Source organism: Pantoea sp. PvP021, assembly GCF_054056055.1.
This window is the reverse complement of record NZ_JBSRXX010000001.1, coordinates 1,334,049-1,355,992: the sequence shown is the minus strand read 5'-3', so window position 1 is coordinate 1,355,992 and position 21,944 is coordinate 1,334,049. Positions and strand designations below refer to the sequence as shown.

General features: G+C 54.3%; 24 protein-coding genes and 2 tRNA genes. 11 read left to right on the top strand and 15 right to left on the bottom strand.

What is annotated here, in order from left to right; all coding sequences use genetic code 11:
- Window positions 1-44: 44 nt before the first annotated feature.
- Complete coding sequence (gene rmf, locus ACVKSX_RS06315) at window positions 45-212, top strand: ribosome modulation factor (protein ID WP_008925875.1); 168 nt, start codon at window positions 45-47, stop codon at window positions 210-212.
- A gap of 68 nt (window positions 213-280) precedes the next feature.
- On the opposite strand, the gene fabA is transcribed toward rmf, so the two are convergent.
- Both fabA and ACVKSX_RS06305 read right to left on the bottom strand, forming a co-directional pair.
- Complete coding sequence (fabA, locus tag ACVKSX_RS06310; protein WP_009091047.1) at window positions 281-799, bottom strand: bifunctional 3-hydroxydecanoyl-ACP dehydratase/trans-2-decenoyl-ACP isomerase; 519 nt, start codon at window positions 797-799, stop codon at window positions 281-283.
- Window positions 800-867: 68 nt separating this feature from the next.
- A complete protein-coding gene (locus ACVKSX_RS06305) occupies window positions 868-2,736 on the bottom strand; it encodes an AAA family ATPase (protein WP_187501365.1) in 1,869 nt (622 codons plus the stop codon).
- A gap of 53 nt (window positions 2,737-2,789) precedes the next feature.
- Here ACVKSX_RS06305 and matP point away from each other — a divergent pair, with 53 nt between their 5' ends.
- Entirely contained in the window at window positions 2,790-3,257 is a 468-nt protein-coding gene (gene matP / locus ACVKSX_RS06300; protein ID WP_138919647.1) for a macrodomain Ter protein MatP, read from the top strand.
- A gap of 95 nt (window positions 3,258-3,352) precedes the next feature.
- On the opposite strand, the gene ompA is transcribed toward matP, so the two are convergent.
- Together ompA and sulA are read right to left on the bottom strand one after the other, a co-directional pair.
- The gene (gene ompA / locus ACVKSX_RS06295; RefSeq protein ID WP_010255028.1) at window positions 3,353-4,423 is read right to left on the bottom strand and encodes a porin OmpA; all 1,071 of its coding nucleotides are present in this window, start codon (window positions 4,421-4,423) and stop codon (window positions 3,353-3,355) included.
- 350 nt (window positions 4,424-4,773) lie between these two features.
- Window positions 4,774-5,265 carry an SOS-induced cell division inhibitor SulA gene (gene sulA, locus ACVKSX_RS06290; protein WP_010255031.1) on the bottom strand — a complete coding sequence of 164 codons (492 nt, stop codon included), beginning with the start codon at window positions 5,263-5,265 and terminating at the stop codon, window positions 4,774-4,776.
- Between the two features lie 210 nt (window positions 5,266-5,475).
- Here sulA and ACVKSX_RS06285 point away from each other — a divergent pair, with 210 nt between their 5' ends.
- Window positions 5,476-6,105, top strand: a complete 630-nt coding sequence (locus tag ACVKSX_RS06285; protein WP_010669784.1) for a TfoX/Sxy family DNA transformation protein — start codon at window positions 5,476-5,478, stop codon at window positions 6,103-6,105.
- Here the strand turns inward: ACVKSX_RS06285 and yccS are convergent.
- The gene (yccS, locus tag ACVKSX_RS06280) at window positions 6,102-8,261 is read right to left on the bottom strand and encodes a YccS family putative transporter (protein ID WP_022625924.1); all 2,160 of its coding nucleotides are present in this window, start codon (window positions 8,259-8,261) and stop codon (window positions 6,102-6,104) included. The genes ACVKSX_RS06285 and yccS overlap by 4 nt on opposite strands.
- A complete protein-coding gene (locus tag ACVKSX_RS06275; protein ID WP_010255036.1) occupies window positions 8,245-8,685 on the bottom strand; it encodes a YccF domain-containing protein in 441 nt (146 codons plus the stop codon). The genes yccS and ACVKSX_RS06275 overlap by 17 nt, the downstream gene beginning before the upstream one ends.
- Before the next feature lie 123 nt (window positions 8,686-8,808).
- On the opposite strand from ACVKSX_RS06275, the gene helD reads away from it, so the two are divergent.
- Window positions 8,809-10,863 carry a DNA helicase IV gene (helD, locus tag ACVKSX_RS06270; protein ID WP_182500402.1) on the top strand — a complete coding sequence of 685 codons (2,055 nt, stop codon included), beginning with the start codon at window positions 8,809-8,811 and terminating at the stop codon, window positions 10,861-10,863.
- Between the two features lies 1 nt (window position 10,864).
- On the opposite strand, the gene mgsA is transcribed toward helD, so the two are convergent.
- The gene (gene mgsA / locus ACVKSX_RS06265) at window positions 10,865-11,323 is read right to left on the bottom strand and encodes a methylglyoxal synthase (RefSeq protein WP_010246657.1); all 459 of its coding nucleotides are present in this window, start codon (window positions 11,321-11,323) and stop codon (window positions 10,865-10,867) included.
- A gap of 69 nt (window positions 11,324-11,392) precedes the next feature.
- Window positions 11,393-12,034: a YccT family protein gene (locus tag ACVKSX_RS06260; protein ID WP_010669788.1), complete on the bottom strand. Its 642-nt coding sequence runs from the start codon at window positions 12,032-12,034 to the stop codon at window positions 11,393-11,395.
- 176 nt (window positions 12,035-12,210) lie between these two features.
- Here ACVKSX_RS06260 and ACVKSX_RS06255 point away from each other — a divergent pair, with 176 nt between their 5' ends.
- Window positions 12,211-12,630, top strand: coding sequence for a CoA-binding protein (locus tag ACVKSX_RS06255; protein ID WP_010669789.1), 420 nt, complete (start codon window positions 12,211-12,213; stop codon window positions 12,628-12,630).
- A 31-nt stretch (window positions 12,631-12,661) separates the two neighbouring features.
- Here ACVKSX_RS06255 and hspQ read toward each other — a convergent pair whose 3' ends face one another.
- Window positions 12,662-12,979 (bottom strand): heat shock protein HspQ, encoded by a 318-nt coding sequence (gene hspQ, locus ACVKSX_RS06250; protein ID WP_010246651.1) that lies wholly within the window; start codon window positions 12,977-12,979, stop codon window positions 12,662-12,664.
- 59 nt (window positions 12,980-13,038) lie between these two features.
- The gene (rlmI, locus tag ACVKSX_RS06245; protein WP_064690097.1) at window positions 13,039-14,229 is read right to left on the bottom strand and encodes a 23S rRNA (cytosine(1962)-C(5))-methyltransferase RlmI; all 1,191 of its coding nucleotides are present in this window, start codon (window positions 14,227-14,229) and stop codon (window positions 13,039-13,041) included.
- Between the two features lie 85 nt (window positions 14,230-14,314).
- On the opposite strand from rlmI, the gene yccX reads away from it, so the two are divergent.
- Window positions 14,315-14,593, top strand: coding sequence for an acylphosphatase (gene yccX, locus ACVKSX_RS06240; RefSeq protein ID WP_010246647.1), 279 nt, complete (start codon window positions 14,315-14,317; stop codon window positions 14,591-14,593).
- Here yccX and ACVKSX_RS06235 read toward each other — a convergent pair whose 3' ends face one another.
- The gene (locus ACVKSX_RS06235) at window positions 14,594-14,920 is read right to left on the bottom strand and encodes a TusE/DsrC/DsvC family sulfur relay protein (RefSeq protein ID WP_187510897.1); all 327 of its coding nucleotides are present in this window, start codon (window positions 14,918-14,920) and stop codon (window positions 14,594-14,596) included.
- A gap of 104 nt (window positions 14,921-15,024) precedes the next feature.
- Window positions 15,025-15,678, bottom strand: coding sequence for an FtsH protease modulator YccA (gene yccA / locus ACVKSX_RS06230; protein ID WP_003850014.1), 654 nt, complete (start codon window positions 15,676-15,678; stop codon window positions 15,025-15,027).
- A gap of 220 nt (window positions 15,679-15,898) precedes the next feature.
- Here yccA and ACVKSX_RS06225 point away from each other — a divergent pair.
- The 3 genes from ACVKSX_RS06225 to agp all read left to right on the top strand — a co-directional run bounded on the left by ACVKSX_RS06225 (window position 15,899) and on the right by agp (window position 18,116).
- Window positions 15,899-15,986 (top strand) — tRNA-Ser (locus ACVKSX_RS06225).
- Window positions 15,987-16,053: 67 nt separating this feature from the next.
- Window positions 16,054-16,141, top strand: a tRNA-Ser gene (locus tag ACVKSX_RS06220).
- 271 nt (window positions 16,142-16,412) lie between these two features.
- The gene (gene agp / locus ACVKSX_RS06215; RefSeq protein ID WP_187510896.1) at window positions 16,413-18,116 is read left to right on the top strand and encodes a bifunctional glucose-1-phosphatase/inositol phosphatase; all 1,704 of its coding nucleotides are present in this window, start codon (window positions 16,413-16,415) and stop codon (window positions 18,114-18,116) included.
- Window positions 18,117-18,181: 65 nt separating this feature from the next.
- Here the strand turns inward: agp and ACVKSX_RS06210 are convergent, their stop codons facing one another.
- Genes ACVKSX_RS06210 through wrbA form a run of 3 tightly spaced genes read right to left on the bottom strand, consistent with a single transcriptional unit; the run spans window position 18,182 to window position 20,459 of the window.
- Window positions 18,182-19,555, bottom strand: a complete 1,374-nt coding sequence (locus tag ACVKSX_RS06210; RefSeq protein ID WP_033771306.1) for an NAD-dependent succinate-semialdehyde dehydrogenase — start codon at window positions 19,553-19,555, stop codon at window positions 18,182-18,184.
- A gap of 53 nt (window positions 19,556-19,608) precedes the next feature.
- Entirely contained in the window at window positions 19,609-19,839 is a 231-nt protein-coding gene (locus ACVKSX_RS06205; RefSeq protein ID WP_010669794.1) for a YccJ family protein, read from the bottom strand.
- 20 nt (window positions 19,840-19,859) lie between these two features.
- A complete protein-coding gene (gene wrbA, locus ACVKSX_RS06200) occupies window positions 19,860-20,459 on the bottom strand; it encodes an NAD(P)H:quinone oxidoreductase (protein ID WP_022625914.1) in 600 nt (199 codons plus the stop codon).
- A gap of 300 nt (window positions 20,460-20,759) precedes the next feature.
- On the opposite strand from wrbA, the gene ACVKSX_RS06195 reads away from it, so the two are divergent.
- Together ACVKSX_RS06195 and ACVKSX_RS06190 are read left to right on the top strand one after the other, a co-directional pair.
- On the top strand, window positions 20,760-20,933 hold the full coding sequence (locus ACVKSX_RS06195; protein WP_010246636.1) for a con-10 family general stress protein: 174 nt from the start codon (window positions 20,760-20,762) through the stop codon (window positions 20,931-20,933).
- Window positions 20,934-21,029: 96 nt separating this feature from the next.
- Window positions 21,030-21,944, top strand: coding sequence for a DMT family transporter (locus ACVKSX_RS06190; RefSeq protein ID WP_010669796.1), 915 nt, complete (start codon window positions 21,030-21,032; stop codon window positions 21,942-21,944).

Here is a 21,944-nt window from a genome sequence, read left to right as displayed (position 1 = left end):
TCTTTCCACCAGATTCCACAGACCTTACATGAGGGACACGGAGTATGAAGAGACAGAAACGAGACCGCCTCGAACGCGCCCATTCACGTGGTTATCAGGCAGGCATTACTGGACGCTCAAAAGAGATGTGTCCGTATCAGTTGATTGACGCTAAGTCTCACTGGTTGGGAGGTTGGCGACAAGCCATGGAGGACAGGTCGGTAGCTGCATAACCGGATGTCACTGAAAAGGGAATATAACCTCCGCCATGCGCGGAGGTTTTTGTTTCCGGGGGAAACACTTAGAAAGCGGCGGTATCTTTAAACAGGCCGACTTTAAGATCGCTGGCGGTATAGATCAGATTACCGTCAACCAGCACTTCACCATCTGCCACGCCCATAACCAGTTTGCGGTTAATAACGCGTTTGAAGTGAATGCGGTAAGTCACTTTCTTCGCATCTGGCAGGACCTGACCGGTGAATTTCACTTCACCCACGCCCAGCGCACGACCTTTACCTTCGCCGCCCAGCCAGCCCAGATAGAAACCAACCAGCTGCCACATGGCATCAAGGCCCAGACAACCCGGCATCACAGGATCGCCTATAAAGTGACAGCCGAAGAACCAGAGATCAGGATTGATATCCAGCTCCGCTTCAACAAAGCCTTTGTCATATTTGCCGCCGTCTTCGGTCATTTTGACCACGCGGTCCATCATCAGCATGTTGCCGGATGGAAGCGGCGGACCATTTTCGCCAAACAGTTCACCACGACCTGACAGAATCAGATCTTCTTTGGTATAGGATTCGCGTTTATCTACCATGTTTTCAATAAGCCTTGTTTTAGTGAATCACGAATATTAGCGAACAGTTGTACGCTGAGCAAATCGGATTAACGGTGGTTGAACCAGTTAAGCCAGCGCAGCGCCCAGGGACGTTGCGGACCGTCCGGCTGGTTGAACAGGCTAATGCGTTCCTGGATGGTATTCAGCAGGCAATCGCCCAGGCCATCCTCGGTACTCCAGATTTTACCGGTCAGCAGCGGTAGCGCTTCATCGGCACGGTCAATTGCCCAGATATGGAAATGACCCTGTTCAACCGCACTGACAACCGCCTGGCTGAGGCTGAGATGACGGACATTGCTGGCGGGAATAATCACACCCTGCTGACCTGTCAGTTCTCGCTGATGGCAGATATCAAAGAAGCCTTCGATTTTCTCGTTCAGTCCGCCCACCGGTTGTACGTTGCCGAACTGATCAACCGAGCCGGTCACCGCAATTTGCTGATTGATGGGCTGATTAGCCAGCGCGCTGATTAAGGCACAGAGTTCAGCCAGCGAAGCGCTATCACCATCCACCTCGGAGTAAGATTGCTCAAAGACCATTGAGGCCGAGAAGGGCAGTTGCTGATCGAGTTCCAGTTCGGCAATCAGGTAAGCCTGCATAATCATCATGCCTTTGGCATGAATATTACCGCCCAGCTCCGCTTTACGCTCGATATCCATGAATTCACCATCGCCGGGATGTACCACGCAGGTAATACGCGATGGATCGCCCCAGGCACGGGGATGGCCAGGATATTCAACGACCGACAGGCCATTAATCTGACCAACCACTTCGCCTTCGGTTTCAATCAGAATCTGTCGCAGCAGGATCTCGTCACGCATCCGCTCATTAAGATAATTCTCGCGCCACAAACGCGCTTCCAGCGCATCACGCAGCGCTTCAGCGTTCAGTTCATCGCCCATCAGGGCCGATTCGCGCATCTGGCGTTGTAGCCAGCGGGGGCAGAGTGGCAGCGTTTCCTGATCGCCGCTGTAGCGGACGCCTTCTTTAATCAGTTCTGGCCAGAAGTCCGCTTCCGGCTGGGGCAGACCCGCCTGTTGCGCCAGTTCGATGTTCCAGCGACACCAGGCAAGCATGTCATCTTCATCCAGAATCTGAATATTCTCTTCAAATTCAGTATAGATGGCCATTTCGTGAGCTTCGGGATCCAGCTCCTGAAATTCTGCCAGCGCTTCCCGATCGCCACACAGGACCAGTTTCAGATTGAGCGGCAAGGGAGGAATCGAGACTGGCAGCGGCCGGCGTTCATCCTGAGATGTCCACTCAGCATAGCCCTGCTCAACACACTTCTTCAGGCGCAACCAGAGAATCGGCTGCGTCATCAGGCTACGCAGTGAAAGCAGCAGCGTGCCGCCATTAGCACGATGGATCAGGCCCGGTTCCAGCTGGATGCGATCTTTATACTGGCGCACGCAGCCAAACAATTGCTCCATCTCAGTCCATTCAGCAAAGTGAATACCACCCTGACTGGTGAATGGGCGTTGAGGATCGGAGGGGGGCTGGAGCGTGACGTTGTCGGCCATGATATGGTAATCACCGCCGAATAGAGTGGTACTGTCGGCCATAACCCGCTCTGCGGCCTGGGCAATGAATGTCAGATAATCGCGATTCTCCTGGCTACGAACCAGCAGTAACGGGAACCCCTGCGTCTGATGGTGTAAGTGCGCCAGTGCATTCAGCAACCGGGGCTGTACCGTTGCCAGAGCATCAGTTTCTTCATCAGCAATTCGGGAGAAAACGGATTGGTATTGCGCGCTATCTGGCTGTAAGGTCTGCCACGTAAGTTGAGTGCTGGTCAAAATAATCGCATTTGTCTGTTTTAAGAAAAGCGAGATTATACAGGATTCACCCTTGTTAAGCACTGCAGACTTCCTGTTGAAGATGTGATGGTGACAGCATGTTTTTCGTTGCTGCATCCGGGAAAAAAGCTGTTATTCTTAGTTCGTTACGTGATCACGATGAGATTCCGATGAAATACCAGCAACTCGAAAATCTTGAATGTGGATGGAAGTGGAAATACCTGGTGAAAAAACATCGGGAAGGTGAACTGATCACGCGTCACCTTGAGTTAAGCGCGGCGCAGGCAGCAGTGGATAAGCTGCTGGCAATGGAAAATAATCCGGTTACAGTGAATGAATGGATCGCAGAACATATTCACGCTGATCTGGATAACCGACTGAAGCAGACCATCCGTGCCCGACGAAAACGCCATTTCAACGCTGAACATCAGCATACGCGAAAAAAATCGATAGACCTGGAGTATCTGGTCTGGCAGCGACTGGCAGGTCTGGCACAGCGGCGCGGCTGCACGCTCTCTGAAACGATTGTTCAGCTGATAGAAGATGCAGAACGTAAAGAGAAATATGCCACTCAGATGTCGAGCCTGAAGCAGGATTTGCAGGCGATTCTGGGTAACTCCGGTTCAGAGAGCGAATAATCGGGCAGGGCAATCAAAGCCTTCATCTCTCAGTCCGGTTTTATTACCGGCATAAAAAAACCCCGCCTTAGCGGGGTTTTTTATTACGTGTAAACTTAAGCCTGTGGCTGAGTTACAACGTCTTTGATACCTTTAACGTCGATTTCTACACGACGGTCCGGCGCCAGGCAGTCGATCAGGGCATTACGGCCTTTCACGCTGTCACAGGTGTTGCCGGTAACTGGGTTAGATTCACCCATGCCACGTGCAGAGATCTTGTTAGAAGGAATACCTTTAGATACCAGGTAATCTACGACTGACTGAGCACGTTTCTCAGACAGTTTCTGGTTGTACTGCTCTGAACCGATGCGATCGGTGAAGCCCAGTACGACAACGGAACCATCTTTAGGATCCATTGAGCTCAGCTGGCTGTACAGCTGATCCAGAGCCTGCTGGCCTTCTGGCTTCAGGGTAGATTTGTTGAAGGTGAACAGAACGTCAGACTTCAGAGTGAAACGCTTAGTTTCAACAACTGGAGCTGGTGCTGGAGCCGGAGCTGGCGCCGGAGCAGCGACGTCATCCTGACCGAAGCGGTATGAAACGCCTACGCTCAGCATGCCGTTGTCTGGACGAGTACCAACGGTCTGTGCATCACCGATGTTGTTAACCCACTGGTAATCCAGACGGGTAGCCCAGTTTTTGGTCAGCGCATATTCAACACCAACAGCAGCCAGCGGAGATACGCCGGTGTCGTGGTCGCTGATGCGGCCAGTAGTTGGGTTAGTCTGCGTTGAGTCTGCACGCCATACCATGCCGCCCAGACGAGTATACACGTCCAGATCGTCATAGATTGGGTAGCTCAGTTTAGCAGCCAGCTGAACGCCCTGTGCTTTGAATGCGCCGTTAGTCACGTTGCCTTTGTTAGGCATGCGACCCAGCCAGTCATAGCCCAGCTCGAAGCCCAGGTATGGATTTGCCTGGTAACCAACGAATGCACCTGCACCCAGCTGGCTTTCATGAGTTGGACCGTCATTGTTTTCGTAACCGTTACCGTAGTAACCAGTGTCGTGATACTGAGACCAGCCCAGTTTAGCACCGGTGTACCAGGTGTCATCTTTCGGAGCGGCCTGCGCTACGGTAGCGAAGCCAGCCAGTGCCACTGCAATTGCGATAGCTGTCTTTTTCATTTTGCGCCTCGTTATCATCCAAATAGGCAATGAGCAAAAAGGTTGCTCTTGGTTTAAATCCTTCGCCGGGTCAAAACGCTCGCTTATGACTCTACCGCAAAAAACGGAGGTTATTGAGCACCCTGGCGAGCTAAAGTCTACAACGAGATTGGAAACTTACAAGTATGATGTGAGGCGCTTATGTAAAAAAACAGCGATTTATACACAATTTCTAACAATTAGGCTGGTCTTATTGCCGCGGCAAAAAGCCCTAAAAACTTGCTAAACCATTGTCAACGCTCGAACTAACAGAATCAGTGGTTTAGCTGCGACAGATAAGAAAAATAGCTTGGGAAACTTCTGATTTTTACTTAATGAAACAAATCCGACTGAATTTTTATCGCAGTTTGCGGTCTGAGAGGCGCTTCTGATGTCCCGCTTGCACGCAAAATCAATCCTAACGCTTCACCCTCTGCCGCCGCATTTTCAAGTTGACGTCGTTCATCTTCGTCAAGATCGTAAGGAATCCATGCCAGAACGACACTGTAATTTCCTGTACGCAATGCTTTAACCATCGCTTCAACCGCATTCAGACGTTCAGAATCGGCGATATGCATACTTTTATCCAGTGGTAATCCTGATTCCTGCAGCCAGGTGCGATTCAGTTTATATGCCGGTGTTAACCACAACTGCCAGCGCGATTGCTGACTCAGCTGCTGCAATAAAGGCAACAGCAACATCTGCATCATACCGGGCTGTTCGCTGTAGCGTAACTCAGTAATTCCACCGCCCTGAGAGGCCGGAACGGAAGAGGACGCATAATGATGAGCATAGCGTGAATTATTAGGATGTTGTGTTCGCATAAGTTAATCACCAGCAGTGGACTGTATGAATATACAGTACTGTCATCCTGGATAAAGATCAACCCAAATTTCTGAAAACGCCTCGCAAAATCGCGACAAGATTAGTTGAAACGCTATTTATTCATTGAACCCGTTGACGCTTTTTTTTATCTTCTAATTACCTGATACCCAAGGTAATTTACGATATATTTCTTACATGGAGGTGGTGCAATGAAAAAGGTGAATCCGGTTGTAGAGCGCTCCAGAGCGCGCCTGGCCCCATTAGGAACAATAGAGTCGCGCACCCAGTTCGGAGGCTATGCCCTGGCTGTAGAAAGTGTGGTTTTTGCCTTAATTAATAAAGACGAACTCTATCTGCGTGCCAGTGAACCTCTGCGGGAATACCTTACAGATCGTCCGCTGCAACCCCTGATTTTTCGCAAGCGGGGCAAGCTGGTGAGTCTCAATTACTTTCGGGTCGATGAGGCGTTGTGGCGCGACCCTGACCATCTGCTGGCGCTCTCCGCTGCCTCTTTAGAAACGGCGCAGCTGGAGTTGCAGGACCGACAATCCTCACCGCGGTTAAAAGATCTGCCAAATCTCAGCGTACGTATGGAGATGATGCTGTACGAGGCGGGCGTCATGAGCGTCAATCATCTCTACCAGATGGGGGCTAAACAGTGCTGGCTGAAGCTAAAAGCGATCAACCAGCACGTTGGGTTCCAGACATTACTTGCGCTGCAGGGGGCCATCACGGGCCACCATGCCGCCGCGCTGCCGCAGGCGACACGGGCGGAGCTGAATGCGTGGTTCCAGCGCACGCTTTTATCAAACCCCAATCTCAGAAACGGCGAAGGCTAATCAGTGATTAGCGTGCGGCGCAGGCGAGCCACATCGGGCATTAATGCCACCAGCAGACCGAGTTGCTGGAGCACCAGCGGCGCACGCGTATCCGCATCTGCGGCCAGCTGGCTGATTCGCTGAGCCAGTTGATGGCGCATCGTTTCTACGTGCTCATCGCTGACAACTTCCGTCTGCAGCACATCCTCCACATAGCAAACCGTATCATCCAGCAATGTCAGCAGTTCGGGTGCGGTAATTTTATCGCGGTGAGCGCCCAGCGCAGAAATGTAACTCAGAAACGAATGGTTGGAGCAAAGCAGCTGAAAAGCCGAATCGCGCAGCTTCTGGCTGGTGCGACTTTCACTGCTCATGTTTGAGACCACTGACGCCAGTTCAGCATCCGCGTTATGCGCATCACGCCGTGCAATGCGATAGGCGAGACGGTTATCTTTGCCCTGATGATATTGCTCCATGATCGCGTCCAGATAGCGGCAATTCGCTTTCAGCGTTCGTTCTGCCACGGCAGGTAACTGACGAAAGCGCCAGTCAGGCCAGATAAACGCGACAGCCAGCCAGGCCAGCCCACAGCCCAGTAGGGTATCCACTACCCGCGGCAGGGCAACTTCAAATCCTTCACCCAGCAGGTTAAAGCAGAGCAGCACCAGCAGAGTGATAAACAGCGTGGCCTGTGCATACTGCACCTGCCTGAAAGCGAAGAACAGTACGCCCGTGATCACTATCAGGATTAACTGACCTTCAATCGAAGGCACCAGCCATAAAACGGGCAGACCAATCGCAATCCCCGCCAGCGTTCCGCCGATGCGCAAGGCCAGTCGTCGCTGCGTTGCATTGTAGTTGGGCTGGCAGACAAACAGGCTGGTCAGCAAAATCCAGTATCCCCGCTCCAGCCCGGTTACCTGAATAAAACCATATCCAATACAGAGCACCACAGACATCCGAACCGCATGCCGGAACAGCGCCGATGCGGGCGAGAGGTGTCGGCTGAAGCGCAGCCGGATATCACTCCAGCCACTCAATCCTTCGCGTGACAGCAGATTGTCACTGTGCTGAGGATCTTCACCGGCCAGCGTCTGTTCTGATTCGATCGAAGCAAGCTGTGCGTCGATGGCGCGCAGGTTGCGCAGCAGCCAGAAAAGAGCACGGGTATGCGTAGCGTCAGGATCATGCTGCTCCAGACGTTCTATCGCTTTCTGTAATCGTTCAAATGCACGCTCAAAACGGCTGTCATGCACCCACCTTTGACGCATCAGAATGCAATGTGCCAGCTGGCGACAGGCCTGAGCCTGCATATTCAGCAGGCGCTGAAAGCGAAACAGAATTTCGTTGTAGCGCCAGTCGCCGCGCAGCAGATGATATTGCAGATGGGAAGAGCTGGCCCGTTCATGAATATCCTGCGCCACAAAGTAGTAGTGCAGACTACGGCGGGTGCCGCGCGACCCGCGATCGCCGCGCAGGCGACTCTGCAGTGTGGTCTTGGTCAGATTAAGTTGCGCCACTAACTGGCTGTTGACCATCGCCGCATCAATAAACGCGGCATCATCCTGATCGCCCGCGTCGGGATCGAAAAGATTCGCTTTGGCATCAAGGTAACGCGCCAGTTGTGAAAAACTTCCGGCCAGTTGCTCCTGCACCGGCCGGACCGGAAACATCAGATGGCCCAGTAATGTCAGCAGGTTGTACCACAACGCGCCGACCAGCAGCAGCATCGGCTGCATATACCACTGGCTGAACAGTCCGATGCCGAGCATGGTATAGACCGCAATCAGCAGAGCACCAAAGGCGATAGTCGCATAGCGCTGGCCAAGAGCGCCCAGCAGAATAAAGCCCCAGGTCGAGATTGCCAGCCCGATAATAAAGGCGAACGGATAGGGAAACAGTAACTCGACTGAAACCGAGGCGATGCAGAAGCAGAGCAGGGTAATCAGCAGATTCTTCAGGCGACCGGCCAGGCGATCATCGAGATCGGCCAGCGCAGCAGCGACCACGCCCAGGGTCAGAGGGATCGTCCACTCAATCTGATGCAGCCACCAGGGAATGGCGGCGCAGCCACTCAGTGCAAACAGGATCCGCAGCAGATAGCGCCACGTACTGTTAAACAGATATTTGCGCCAGCCTGGCACGGCATCAGACATCATATTAGTAGCGGCGGACATTGGCTTCGCGCGCGGCACGCGCCTCTTCCACCGACACCACCCGACGGCCAACCGGCCAGAGCGCGATAGCGGCGATCTTAAAGTTCGCAATCCCTACCGGAATACCGATAATACTGATGCACTGCACAATCCCCACGGAGATGTGCGAAAGGCAGAGCCACCAGCCAAAGAAAATCAGCCAGAAGATATTCAGAAAGGTGCCGCCGGTATTCAGAATATGACTCTTACTTTCCGGACGCAGCACATCAACATGCACCGCCTCGTTGCCAAATGGCAGCAGCGAGAGTTTGGTGATTTCCCAGCAGGAGCGGGTCAGCGGCAGGGTAAAAATCAGCACGATGCTGATTAACGTGGCAAACAGCCAGCTCAGGGTGGTGAAAAAACCGCCCAGAACAAAATTAAGAATATTTAAAACGGTGCGCATGATCTTCTTTTCCTTTTGCATTCCGCAAGATGTGACGCCAAGTTTAGCCTGTTTTAAGGCTGGAGCGCTAAGGGTCTGACAGGTAAACTCCCCCTAATCCTATTCTCTGACGTTGGTGTCGGCGTGGAACTGAAAGCAACCTCGATGGGCAAACGGCTTGCCCAGCATCCTTATAATCGTGTCCGTTTGATGGCGGCAGGCGTCGAAGTCAGCGGCGATAAGCATGAGTATCTGATCCCCTTTAACCAGTTACTGGATATCGCCTGCAAGCGCGGGCTGGTGTGGGGCGAGCTGGAGTTTTTGCTGGCCGATGAAAAAGTGGTCCGCCTGCATGGCACGGAATGGCAGGAAACGCAGCGCTTTCACCACTATCTGCTGCAGGCCTGGCAGAGCTGGAGTCTGGAGATGAGCGCAGTGTGCCGCGAGGTGCTGCAGGCGCTACGCGACGAAATCGAGGCGTTTGGCGCGCAGGATCGCTGGCTGAATCGCCACGAGTTGCAGGCGCTGAAAACCAACATCCTCAAACAGTTCGATGCGTTGCCGATGCCGCTCTCACGATTAAAAGATTTTGCTGACTGCCGGGACAACTGGCAATTCTGTCAGCGCTGGCTGGAGCAGGGCGAAACGGCGTTGCGGCAGCGAAACCGTGACTGGACGGCCGCCATGCTCACCCGCTATCAGGATTTCTTTGCCAGCGTCGAGAGCACGCCACTCAATCAGTCGCAATGTGAGGCGGTGGTTAATGGCGAGAATTCTCTGCTGGTGCTGGCAGGCGCGGGCAGCGGTAAAACCTCGGTGCTGGTGGCTCGTGCAGGCTGGTTAATGCAGCGCAAGCTGGCCAGCGCCGATCAAATCCTGTTACTGGCATTTGGCCGCCAGGCGGCTGAAGAGATGAACGCACGTATCCAGTCGCGGCTCTCCGCCGCTGACATCCAGGCGCGGACTTTCCATTCTCTGGCGCTGCATATTATTCGTGAAGGCAGTAATAAGCAGCCGGTTATCAGCAAACTTGAGAGTGATGCCGATGCGCGTCGCACGCTGCTGATCCAGCAGTGGCGGCAGCAGTGTCATGAGAAGAAGGCGCAGGCAAACGGCTGGCGTCAGTGGCTGCGTGATGAACTGGAGTGGGAGTTACCCGAGGGGCCATTCTGGGAGGACGACAGGCTGGCAAACCGGCTGGCGTCACGGCTGGAGCGCTGGCTTGGTCTGATGCGCATGCATGGCGGTGCGCAGGCAGCGATGATCGCCGACGTACCCGAAGAGATCCGGGATCTCTTCAGTAAGCGCATCAAACTGATGGCACCGTTGCTGAAAGCGTGGAAGAGCGCATTAAAAGAGGAGGGCGCGGTCGATTTCTCAGGTCTGATTCACCAGGCGATTGCCATTCTGGAAAAAGGACGGTTTATCAGTCCGTGGAAACACATTCTGGTGGATGAATTCCAGGATATCTCGCCTCAGCGTGCCGCGTTACTGAGCGCATTGCGCCAGCAGAATAAGCGTACCGCACTATTTGCTGTTGGGGATGACTGGCAGGCCATCTACCGCTTTAGTGGGGCGGAGATGACGCTGACGACGGCATTCCATCACTATTTTGGTGAGGGAGACCGCTGCGTACTGGACACAACCTACCGTTTCAACGACCGCATCGGCGACATTGCCAACCGGTTTATACAACAAAATCCGCAGCAGCTGGCAAAACCGCTGAACAGCATTACCAAAGGCAATAAAAAGTCGATTTCGCTGCTGGCGCAGGATCAGCTGGAAGCCTTGCTGAACAAACTCAGCGGTTACGCGAAGCCTGATGAGCGAATTCTGCTGCTGGCGCGTTATCACTATCTGCGGCCGGATTTACTGGATAAAGCCAGAACCCGCTGGCCGAAGCTTAATCTGGAATTTATGACGATTCATGCCAGCAAAGGTCAGCAGGCAGATTACGTCATTTTGCTGGGATTACAGCAGGGTAAAGAGGGCTTCCCGGCAGAGGCGCGCGAATCGATTATTGAACAGGGCTTATTACCGCAGCCAGAAGCGTTCCCTGATGCAGAAGAGCGCCGTCTGGCCTATGTGGCACTGACGCGCGCGCGTCAGCAGGTTTTTCTGATGTTCGATAAGGCAGCGCCGTCACCGTTTGTCGATCACTTCCGCGAGCTGGGTGTGCCGGTGCTGCGTAAAGCCTGAGTTACTTCAGACGATCGGCCAGATAGCGCTGATAGTCGGGGATCATAATCTCTACACTTTGCGCAAACAGTGGCGACTGAATGATAAAGTCAGCCGTGGAACGGTTAGTGGCTACCGGGATATTCCATACGGTAGCCAGACGCAGCAGTGCTTTGACATCCGGATCGTGCGGCACTGCGTTGAGGGGATCCCAGAAAAAAATCAGTGCATCGATCTTCCCTTCCGAAATCAGCGCACCCACCTGCTGATCGCCGCCCATCGGGCCGCTCAGCATGGCTGTCACATTCAGACCCGTATCGCGATTGATCAGATTCCCGGTAGTGCCGGTGGCATAGAGGATGTGCGATTCCAGCGCGGGCTGGTTTTGTTTCACCCAGTCAAGCAGGGCGGCTTTGCAGTGGTCGTGGGCGACCAGCGCGATATGTTTTGTGGTGCCGAGGGTACGAACAGTCTGTTCCATAAAGGCGTCCTGGTAAGGCTCATGCGCAAGAAGAGAGAGCACGAGTGTACCTCTGGCCTTTCGACTCTATCAACTCGTACGTAGCATTTTGACCAGCGTCAGAAGCTGCTGACGCGTGGCTTCATCGAAGCGGTGAAACCAGCGGTGCAGCGAGGGCAGTTCGGCCTGAGTAGTCCAGTCCAGATCGGCGGTAAGCCGGACGGAAGAGGGCGTTGCAGAAGGGGTATTTGCAAACCGCGGCACAGAGGCAATCTGGCGGGTGCGATTATAATTCAGCATCGCTTTTTCCATATCTGCGGATGTGGTGACCGGCAGGTGGTCGCGCACGCTGGTAATCTCCGTGCCTTTTTCATCCACCAGCTGAAAGTTCAGGCTACGGTCAAAATGATAACGCTCGCGTTTTGTCTCCAGCGCAGGCAAGCGAATGGTAATGGTTTTGGCAACCGCGGTGAACGTGACGATCATCGGTACCGACTGATAAGCGATGACGTTCTCATTCTGACCTTTGCGCTGCTGCTCGACCCGAAACAGAAACTGATGCTGACCGCGGTCCAGCTCCAGGCTGTCTGCGCCTTTGAGGAGGGAGCCTGAAATTTTTCGACCATCCAGCACCAGCAAATCGATCTGAGGATCGAGCTTTAATGTGATGGCAGAACAGGACGCCGAAACGAGGAGGGTAATTAACCCCGTTACAGCCAGCGACAGCTTCATTTCAACTCCGGTAACTGAAGACACAAAGGATGGTGTGTAGCAAATTCTTACATTATGGCAGTTAATTTACATTTAAACATATTTATTCGTGCGCGGGTTCAATTAATTTCGCTGAGGACTTACCCGCTAAAGGGCACGCCAATCTACACTCAACACTGGCCTGAAAGGAGTTAAACATGAACGATCAGACAATTCGTGAGGTGCTGACGCGCACCCAACGTATCGCCTTAGTCGGAGCAAGCGATCGCCCCGAACGTCCCAGTTACGGTGTGATGAAATATCTGCTCGACCAGGGATATGAGGTGATCCCGGTCAGCCCGAAACTGGCAGGGAAAACGCTGCTGGGGCAGCAGGGGTATGCCAGCCTGGCGGATGTACCGGGCAAGATTGATATGGTGGATGTCTTTCGCAATTCTGAAGCCGCGTGGGGCGTGGCGCAGGAGGCTATCGCCGTGGGGGCAAAAACATTATGGCTGCAGCTGGGTGTGATTAATGAGCAGGCGGCGGTACTGGCACAGGATGCGGGCATGACGGTGATTATGGATCGCTGCCCGAAGATTGAAATTCCGCGTCTGGGAATAACGCGTCAGAAATGATGAGTGTGGCGGCAGAGCGTGCCGCCACAGATTAATGTCGCAGATGAGGTGCCTGTAATTGCTGACGTACCGATGCTGCCAGCTCATCCATTGAAGGCTGCTCAGGGTGTTCAATGCTGGTTTCGCCGGAAAGCTGAATCTCAGCAACATAGGTATGTACCTGATCGCCTTCCTCATCTTCCATCACCACATGATACCAGGGCGCGGTGCGCATTTTCTCTTCCGCGCCAACATCTTCAATTTTAGGCTCATCTAACGAGTATTCAGGATCGACATCGACGATAACGCCCAGTACGCCGGACAAACGATGACGAACCTGCTGACCAATACCAAATTTACTGGCAATCATTGTGACCTCCCAAAAAAAAGCTCTCTTACCAATATGGGGGCAGGAGCCGTTTTTTCAAGTCACATGACGCGGCAGGCGAAACCTTTCAGGTAGAGACCTTCCGGATAGCTGGCGATCACCGGATGATCTGCGGCCTGGCGGAACTGCTCAATAAACTGCACTTCACGGCCCGCATCCAGCGCGGCATCGGCGATGATCTTCTGGAACAGATCGGTGGCCATCAGACCGGAGCAGGAGAAGGTCATTAATACGCCGCCCGGATTCAGTAACTGAATGGCGAGCATATTAATGTCTTTATAGCCGCGACAGGCGCCCATCAACTGGCTTTTGTTTTCGACGAACTTTGGCGGATCCATAATGATCAGATCAAATTTCTCGCCACTGTCACGATAACGGCGCAGCAGTTTGAAAACATCATCACGCTCAAATTGCGCGCGGGAGAGATCCAGCTCATTGAGTTCAACGTTCTGACGGGCAACGTCCAGCGCCTCCTGGGAGGTATCCACGCTGATCACTTCTTTACAGCCACCCATCAGCGCCGAAACCGCGAATCCACCGGTGTAAGAGAAGCAGTTAAGGACGCGGGCATCCTGTGCGTAACGACGCGTGGCGAGACGGCTGTCACGCTGATCAAGGTAATAGCCGGTTTTGTGACCGCCCTGGATATCCACCAGCAGCTTCATGCCATGTTCAGTAATCGGCAGCAGCGGCGGCGGCAGTTCACCGGTAACGGTGCCCTGCGTCAGCGCCAGACCCTCTTTCTTACGAACGGCGACGTCAGAACGGTCATAGATGGCGCAGCCAGGGAAACAGTGCTGCAGGGCGGTGATGATCGCTGCACGCTGATATTCTGCGCCTGCTGAGAGCAGTTGCATCACTAAAAAGTTGCCAAAGCGGTCAATGGTGACGCCCGGTAAACCATCAGATTCACCGGCGATCAGGCGATAGCTGTCCAGACCATCGCGGACCGCCAGCCATTCGCGCCACTGCTGCGCCTGTTCAAACCGGCGGACAAAGAAGGCGATATCGATGGATTCATCGGCCTGCCAGCTCCAGACGCGGGCGCGGATCTGCGACTCGGGTGAATAAGCGGCGCGAGCCAGCCATTTACCGTTGCTGTCACAAACGTCAATGGTTTCACCCAGTTGCGCTTTACCTTCCAGACGCGCAACGGCACCTGAAAAGACCCATGGATGGCGACGGAGCAGGGACTTTTCACGTCCCTTTGCGAGAATCAATCTGACTGTCATAGTTTGCTATGCTTACCTGAAAAAATGAGGCGCCATTGTCCGGTGGATAACGGGAAATTGCAACGAACAGCAGCAGGAGAGAATAATGTCAGCAGCCTGTTTTAAAGCATGGGTTCATGGCCGCGTCCAGGGCGTCGGGTTTCGTTACAGTACTCAGGCAGAAGCCAGGACGCTGGGCGTACTGGGCTATGCGCGAAATCTGGATGACGGCAGTGTCGAGGTGCTGGCCTGGGGTGAGGCGGAGCAGGTCGATGCGCTGATCGCCTGGCTTAAAGCGGGCGGGCCACGCAGCGCGCGCGTTGAAAAGGTGCTGGTGGAGCCGCACCAGCCCGCGGAGCCGCCCCGCGATTTTACGACCGGTTAATTACAGACATTTCGCCGGTTTAGGCAGGCCGGCGATTTTCGTCGCCTGTTTAGCCGGCCCTTCAGGGAACAGGCGGAACAGATAGCGGCTATTGCCTTTCTCTTCGCCATATTTCTGCGCCATCGCCTTCACCAGCATTCGCACGGCGGGTGAGGTGTTATATTCCAGATAAAAGGCGCGCACAAAATGGACCACTTCCCAGTGTGCTTCAGTCAGGGTCAGGCCTTCCTGCTCAGCGATGTGGACAGCCAGTGCTTCACTCCAGTCGCCGGGATGCTTCAGATAGCCTTCGGCATCGACGGCGATTTCGTTACCGTTTAAATTCACGTGACATCCTCTTAGTAAATGACGGCGCAGTTTATCAAACCTGGCGGGCAGTAAAAGCAAAAACCCCGCCGAAGCGGGGTTTTACAGGCTACTGTCACTGCGGATTAGTTACTGCGGGCAAACCCCAGCAGGCTCAGCAGGCTGACAAAGATGTTATAGAGCGAAACATAGAGGCTGACCGTCGCCCGGATGTAGTTGGTTTCGCCACCGTGAATGATGTTGCTGGTTTCCCACAAAATCGCACCGGCTGAAAACAGAATGAACAGGGCGCTGATGGCCAGATGCAATGCAGGCAGCTGCAGGAAGATGTTGGCTACCACAGCAACCAGCAACACAACGAAACCTGCCATCATCATGCCGCCGAGGAAGGACATATCACGACGGGTGGTCAGCACGTAGGCCGAACAGCAGAAGAACACCAGCGCCGTGCCGCCCAGCGCCAGCGCTATCACGTCACCCATGCCTGCGGTTAAGAATGAGCTCAGGATAGGCCCCAGGCAATAACCCAGGAAGCCGGTAAAGGCAAAAGCGGCCAGAATGCCCATCGGGCTGTTAGCCAGACGGTAGGTTAAAAACATCAAGCCATAGAAGCCAACCAGCATCAGGATTAAACCCGGCGCAGGCAGGGCCAGCAGGGTGCTGGCGGTAGCCGTAACGGCCGAGAAGGCCAGGGTCAGTCCGAGAAGAAAATAGGTATTGCGCAGAACTCTGTGCGTAGACAGCAGTGAGGACTGCGATGAGGTGACAATTCTTTCCATGTTGCGCTCCTTTAAGCAGAACACCAAATATGTGCCGAGAATACGCAGGCCATTAAAGAGGGAAAAGGCGTTTTACCCTTCTTTACGCGCTAAACTGCTAATTGTTTGAGCAGAGTGGCGATTTTGACACCGAAAAATCACAATCTGGCTGTTTTTCAGGCGAATAGACAGATAGGTGCTTTACATCCCTAAACGGGGTGTTTATAGTGCGCGTCATTGCGGAGGGGTGGCCGAGCGGCTTAAGGCAGCGGTCTTGAAAACCGCCGATGGGAAACCATCCGAGAGTTCGAATCTCTCCTCCTCCGCCACTTTATCTGCCCTGGGCAATAAAGCGGCAAAAATAGATGTTTTGCCAATGCAGTACATTTTCAAAACGGAGGGGTGGCCGAGCGGCTTAAGGCAGCGGTCTTGAAAACCGCCGATGGGAAACCATCCGAGAGTTCGAATCTCTCCTCCTCCGCCACATTTTACAGGCCAGCACGCAGTGCTGGCCTGTTTCGTTTCTGCTCTCTCTGTAACTTCTTCCTGTCTGAAAAAAGCGTGCCACTCTCTGTGACGCGTGGCTGCGCATTCATCTCTCCGGTGCATCTCTGCTATAGTCCACTCACCGTTTTTGCAAACATCTGGCGCTTTTCTGAGGCGAGCTGAGTTACACTGTTGATTACATCGCTCTGAGGCGAGCTAATGGGTTGATAGCCAGAGTGTTTCTTTACTGAATGAATGGAATAGGCACAATGATCAAGAAACTGAGTCTTTGCGCATTGTCAGTGCTCGCTGCATTGCCGGTCGGAACGGTAGCATTTGCTGCTGAGGGTGATATGCAGCTGCAACAGGTGCTGATGTTAAGTCGTCACAATCTGCGTGCACCGCTGGCTGATAATGGCAGCGTGCTGGCGCAGTCGACCAAAAAAAGCTGGCCGCAGTGGGATGTTCCCGGCGGACAGCTGACCACGAAAGGTGGTGTGCTGGAAGTCTACATGGGTAACTACACCCGTCAGTGGCTGGCACAGCAGGGCCTGGTGAAGAACGGCAGCTGTCCTGACAGCAATAACGTCTTTGTTTACGCCAACAGCCTGCAGCGCACTGTGGCCACCGCCCAGTTCTTTGTTAATGGCGCCTTCCCGGGCTGTGACGTCGCTGTTTCTCATCAGGATGAAATGGGCTCCATGGATCCTATCTTCAATCCGGTTATTACAGATGGCAGTGAAGCATTCAATAAGAAAGCGCTGGCTGAGATGGCCGCTGCGAATGAAAAACTGTCGCTGAAGCCTGCCTTCCAGCGCCTGGAAAAGATTGTTGACTACAAAGCATCGCCTGCCTGCAACAATAAAAAGCAGTGCGATCTCAGCAGTGGTCAGAACACCTTCAGCGCTGAAAATGGTAAAGAACCGAATGTCAGTGGCCCGCTGAAAACGGGGAATTCCCTGATGGATGCGTTCACGCTGCAATATTACGAAGGTTTTCCGCTGGATCAGGTTGCATGGGGTCAGATCAAAACGCCTGAGCAGTGGAAAGAGCTGTCAGCGATTAAAAATGGTTACCAGGATGCGCTGTTTACCAGCCCGGACATTTCCCGTGAAGTGGCGGCACCGCTGGTGGACTACATCCGCAGTCAGTTAGTGGACCAGGACAAAGCCAACGCGCCAAAAATTACGCTGATGGTAGGCCATGACTCAAACATCGCCTCGCTGCTGAGCGCGTTGCAGGTCAAGCCTTATGAACTGCCTGATACCTTCGAAAAAACGCCGATTGGCGGTCAGGTTGTTTTCGAACGCTGGCATGATGCCAAAAATGATAAAGACCTGCTCAAAGTTGAGTATGTCTATCAGAGCGCCGATCAGCTGCGCAACGCAGACGTGCTGAGCCTGAAGAACCCACCGAAGCGCGTTACGCTGCAGCTGGCGGGTTGTGAGACCGATGCAAACGGCTATTGCAGCTGGGATCAGTTCTCTCAGGTGCTGAATGCTGCGCTGCAGGGCACGCCAATGCAGCCAGCGGCGGCACCACAACCGGCAGCCCAGTCTGACGACGACAGTGCGAAAGCCGCAGCGACCAATGATGCTGCTGCTGATAAGGCTGAAGCGGATAAAGCGACCGCGGCGAAAGAGAAGGCTGACGCCGATAAAGCTGCCGCTGAGAAGTCTGAAGCCGATAAAGCCGCCGCTGAAAAAGCAAAAGCGGACAAGGCAGCAGCCGATAAAGCCGCAGCCGAGAAGGCAAAAGCGGATAAGGCAGCAGCGGATAAAGCCGCCGCTGAGAAGGCAAAAGCAGACAAGGCAGCAGCGGATAAAGCCGCCGCTGAGAAAGCGAAAGCGGACAACGCGGCAGCGAAATCAGCCAGTGCCGATAAAGGTGCGGCTGACCAGGCTAACGCCTCGAACACGCCTGCAACAGCGCACAACGACGAATCAAAGTCAGCAGCTGTGGCAACTCAGTAATCGTGCTATCCGGCTGATAATAAAAAACCCCGTCGAGACGGGGTTTTTTTATGGCTGTAAGGCGATTAACCCGCCACGACCACCAGTTTCTGGTTAGCAAACTCTTTGATGCCCAGATCAGACAGCTCACGGCCATAACCTGAACGTTTCACGCCACCAAAGGGCAGTTCCGCTGAGGTGTCGCTCTGAGAGTTGATAAACACCATGCCGGTTTCAATGGCGGAGGCCAGTTTACGACCGCGTGCAATATCGCGTGTCCAGACCGAGCCGCCCAGACCATAGTGAGAGTCGTTCGCCAGCGCCACAGCCGCCTGATCGTCCCCTATGACATAAACCTGCGCGACCGGACCGAAGAACTCCTGATAATAGGCGGGATTATCCGGGGTAATGCCAGTGAGAATGGTTGGCTGATAGTAGCAACCTGCACCTTCAACGGCTTTGCCGCCCGTGACCAGTTTTGCGCCATTGGCGACGGCTTCGTCTACCTGTTTCACCAGGCGGTCACGCGCGTCAGCGGAGGAGAGCGGGCCAAGCGTGGTCTTCTCATCCAGCGGATCGCCCAGCGTAGCGGAACTCAGTGCAGCGCTGAACTGGCTGATAAAGCGATCGGCAATCTTCTCATGCAGAATAAAACGTTTTGCGGCGGTACAGACCTGTCCGCAGTTGCTGAGGCGAGCCTGCACGCCCTGACGTACCGCTTCATCAAGATCGGCATCATCCAGCACCACAAACACGTCATTGCCACCCAGCTCCAGCGTCGATTTCTTAAGATGCTTACCGGCCTGCTCAGCCACGGCGCTGCCCGCGCGCTCGGATCCGGTCAGGGCGACACCCTGTACGCGGTCGTCAGCAATCAGATCGGCGACCTGATCGGTGGAGATGAACAGGTTAGTCCAGGCCCCTTCAGGTGCACCCGCTTCACGAACCAGCTTCTCAAAGACATCGGCACAGTGCGGCACGATATTGGCATGTTTTGCCAGCACCGGGTTACCCAGCGCCAGGTTAGGTGCCAGCACGCGCATCAGCTGATAGTAAGGGAAGTTCCACGGCTCGACGGCGACTAAAACGCCAATCGGGTGATACTCAACCCAGGCTTCGCCCAGATCGCTGGGATAGGACTGCGGCTGCAGAATACGTTCCGCATTCTCTGCGTAGTAGCGGGCAATCTGCGAGCAGATTTTCACTTCTCCGCGGCTCTGACCAATCAGTTTACCCATCTCTTTACTGGCGATGGTGGCCAGTTCTTCCGCGCGGCTATCAATCAGGTCAGCCAGTTTTTTCAGTACCTGCAGACGCGGCTGAATATCACCTTTGCTCCATGAAGAATGGAAAAGGCGATCGGCCACTTCGAGGGCATGGCTGACGGCGGCTTCATCGTGTGACGGCCAGCTTTTCAGCAACTGGTTGTTTGCGGGATTAATGCTTTGATAGGAAGACATAGCGTACTCCTTGGTGAGCTAAAAATTGAGGGCGGGAAAGTCCCGCCCCTGAATCAGACGTTCTTACGTTCTACGGGCTTGTCATCCCAGGTCAGGAGATCTTTATCGGTTTTTTCAAAGGCGCGAATCAGCACGTCATCACTGCCTTGCTGACGCCAGATCTCTTCTGCCAGTTTTTCATCGTAGTTAGCCACTTCGAAAATGGCCTCGGCAATTTCAGGGGAGGTATGACGCAGACTTGCCCATTCGCCAACGTGATGTGCTTTCGATTGTTCAGTAGACATACTTTTCTCCTTTGATTAAATCAGTCCTGCAGTTTGACGGTCAGTCCGGCAACATGTTCGCCCTGAAAACGGGCGATATTCAGTTCCGCTTCGGTAGGCTGACGCGAACCATCGCCGCCCGCCAGGGTGGTGGCTCCATAAGGCGTTCCACCGCGAACCTGTGAAATATCGAACAACTCTTTGGTTCCGTAGCCGATTGGCACAATCACCATGCCGTGATGCGCCAGGGTGGTCCAGACAGACGTGATGGTCTGTTCCTGTCCGCCGCCGGTGCCGGTTGAGGTAAAGACGCTGGCAACCTTGCCAAACAGCGCGCCTGACGCCCAGAGTCCGCCGGTGCGATCCCAGAATGTCCGCATCTGTCCGGCCATGTTGCCGAAGCGGGTCGGGGTACCGACGATAATCGCGTCATAGTGCGGCAGCACCTCAGGCGTGGCTTCTGCTGCCTGCTGATCGGTTTTGCCGCCCACCTGGGCAAAGCGATCGGCCTCCATCGTTTCTGGTACCCGCAGGATATCCACTTCCGCGCCGGGAACCCGACGAGCGCCTTCTGCAACCGCGTTCGCCATTGTTTCGATATGTCCGTACATCGAATAGTAGAGCACCAGAATCTTAGCCATTGATCTCTCCAGATGGTTTTGACGTCCAGAAAAAGTATAGAAGAGCTTTCGTTTTACGCAGGCGATGCCGAAGCCGGAACGGAGGTGTCGGGCAATAAATCAGCAGCTAATCGGTTGTAAGTCGGCAGAGTGTTCGTTGTTTAGCCAAATTTCTGGTGATTACTCTGTTGCTAAATGTGACTGGCGGACGAGTGAAAGGATAATCTGGCTATTATTTAAACATGGGCTGAGCTCGGGTTTCGGGCCGTCAGCCCTCTGTTTTTAATTCTTAATTATCGCACTACGCGACAGGAGCAAATCATGACAACACATCGTGGGGGTTCTGGAAATTTTGCTGAAAACCGTGAACGTGCCGCAGAAGCGGGACGTAAAGGGGGAAAAAACAGCGGCGGTAATTTTAAAAACGATCCGCAGCGCGCCGCGCGTGCCGGGGAGAAAGGGGGACGCAGCAGTCCTAAAAAACCGGACGCATAACCCCACACTGCCGCCGGTTGAGACCGGCGGTTAACGTCGTTGCTTTTCCCCCTCGCTCTCCCCACAATATTGTCCGGACACATCATCAGGTGAATTATGTCGGACACACTCCGCGGTTTAACCCTGCGCCTGACGCGGCAGGAGCTGGTATTACTTTTCATAACCATGATCTGGGGCGGCACCTTTCTGGTGGTGCATCGTGCGATGCAGCACTCCGGCCCGTTCTTCTTTGTCGGCCTGCGTTTTGCCACCGCGGCACTGCTGCTGGCGCTCTTTTTCCGCCGCTATCTGGCAGGCATGACCTGGCTGGAGGTGAAAGCGGGCGCGCTGATTGGCCTGTCGATCGCCGGGGGCTATGGTCTTCAGACGTGGGGAATGCAGACCATTTCCAGCAGTCAGTCCGCCTTTCTCACCGCGCTCTATGTCCCTGTCGTGCCGTTGCTGCAATGGCTGTTTCTGCGCCGTCCGCCGGGATTGATGTCGTGGCTGGGGATTGTACTGGCGTTTACCGGCCTGCTGCTGGTGGCCGGGCCGCAGGATGGTCGCATCACTCTGAATGCAGGTGAAATAGCGACGCTGATCAGTACCCTGGCGATCGCCGCCGAGATCATCTTAATCAGCCGCTATGCCGGTAAGGTCGATGTGCGCCGTGTGACCCTGATCCAGCTGGCGGTGGCATCGCTGTGCGCCTTTGGTCTGATGATCCCCAATGGGGAAACGGTGCCTGCCATCTCAACGCCGCTGCTGCTCAGCGCGCTGGGGCTGGGTGCGGCCAGCGCCCTGATTCAGGTCACCATGAACTGGGCGCAACGCAGCGTTTCGCCAACCCGCGCTACGGTGATTTATGCCGGGGAACCAGTCTGGGCTGGCGTCGTGGGGCGTATTGCGGGTGAGCGCCTGCCTGCGCTGGCGTTGCTGGGCGGCGCGCTGATCGTCTGCGGGGTGATCGTCAGTGAGCTGCGGCTGAAACGAAAAAAAGCGGTGCAGCCTGCTGCCACACCGCTGGAGTAG

Coding starts and splice junctions, on each gene's coding strand:
- rlmI (WP_064690097.1), bottom strand. CDS start 14,229: ATGACAGTCAGATTGATTCTCGCAAAGGGACGTGAAAAGTCCCTGCTC.
- matP (WP_138919647.1), top strand. CDS start 2,790: ATGAAATACCAGCAACTCGAAAATCTTGAATGTGGATGGAAGTGGAAA.
- ACVKSX_RS06255 (WP_010669789.1), top strand. CDS start 12,211: ATGAACGATCAGACAATTCGTGAGGTGCTGACGCGCACCCAACGTATC.
- rmf (WP_008925875.1), top strand. CDS start 45: ATGAAGAGACAGAAACGAGACCGCCTCGAACGCGCCCATTCACGTGGT.
- yccS (WP_022625924.1), bottom strand. CDS start 8,261: ATGTCCGCCGCTACTAATATGATGTCTGATGCCGTGCCAGGCTGGCGC.
- hspQ (WP_010246651.1), bottom strand. CDS start 12,979: ATGATTGCCAGTAAATTTGGTATTGGTCAGCAGGTTCGTCATCGTTTG.
- sulA (WP_010255031.1), bottom strand. CDS start 5,265: ATGCGAACACAACATCCTAATAATTCACGCTATGCTCATCATTATGCG.
- ACVKSX_RS06190 (WP_010669796.1), top strand. CDS start 21,030: ATGTCGGACACACTCCGCGGTTTAACCCTGCGCCTGACGCGGCAGGAG.
- agp (WP_187510896.1), top strand. CDS start 16,413: ATGATCAAGAAACTGAGTCTTTGCGCATTGTCAGTGCTCGCTGCATTG.
- ACVKSX_RS06210 (WP_033771306.1), bottom strand. CDS start 19,555: ATGTCTTCCTATCAAAGCATTAATCCCGCAAACAACCAGTTGCTGAAA.
- yccA (WP_003850014.1), bottom strand. CDS start 15,678: ATGGAAAGAATTGTCACCTCATCGCAGTCCTCACTGCTGTCTACGCAC.
- ACVKSX_RS06285 (WP_010669784.1), top strand. CDS start 5,476: ATGAAAAAGGTGAATCCGGTTGTAGAGCGCTCCAGAGCGCGCCTGGCC.
- ACVKSX_RS06305 (WP_187501365.1), bottom strand. CDS start 2,736: ATGCAGCAACGAAAAACATGCTGTCACCATCACATCTTCAACAGGAAG.
- mgsA (WP_010246657.1), bottom strand. CDS start 11,323: ATGGAACAGACTGTTCGTACCCTCGGCACCACAAAACATATCGCGCTG.
- ACVKSX_RS06275 (WP_010255036.1), bottom strand. CDS start 8,685: ATGCGCACCGTTTTAAATATTCTTAATTTTGTTCTGGGCGGTTTTTTC.
- wrbA (WP_022625914.1), bottom strand. CDS start 20,459: ATGGCTAAGATTCTGGTGCTCTACTATTCGATGTACGGACATATCGAA.
- yccX (WP_010246647.1), top strand. CDS start 14,315: ATGTCAGCAGCCTGTTTTAAAGCATGGGTTCATGGCCGCGTCCAGGGC.
- ACVKSX_RS06195 (WP_010246636.1), top strand. CDS start 20,760: ATGACAACACATCGTGGGGGTTCTGGAAATTTTGCTGAAAACCGTGAA.
- ACVKSX_RS06205 (WP_010669794.1), bottom strand. CDS start 19,839: ATGTCTACTGAACAATCGAAAGCACATCACGTTGGCGAATGGGCAAGT.
- ACVKSX_RS06260 (WP_010669788.1), bottom strand. CDS start 12,034: ATGAAGCTGTCGCTGGCTGTAACGGGGTTAATTACCCTCCTCGTTTCG.
- fabA (WP_009091047.1), bottom strand. CDS start 799: ATGGTAGATAAACGCGAATCCTATACCAAAGAAGATCTGATTCTGTCA.
- ompA (WP_010255028.1), bottom strand. CDS start 4,423: ATGAAAAAGACAGCTATCGCAATTGCAGTGGCACTGGCTGGCTTCGCT.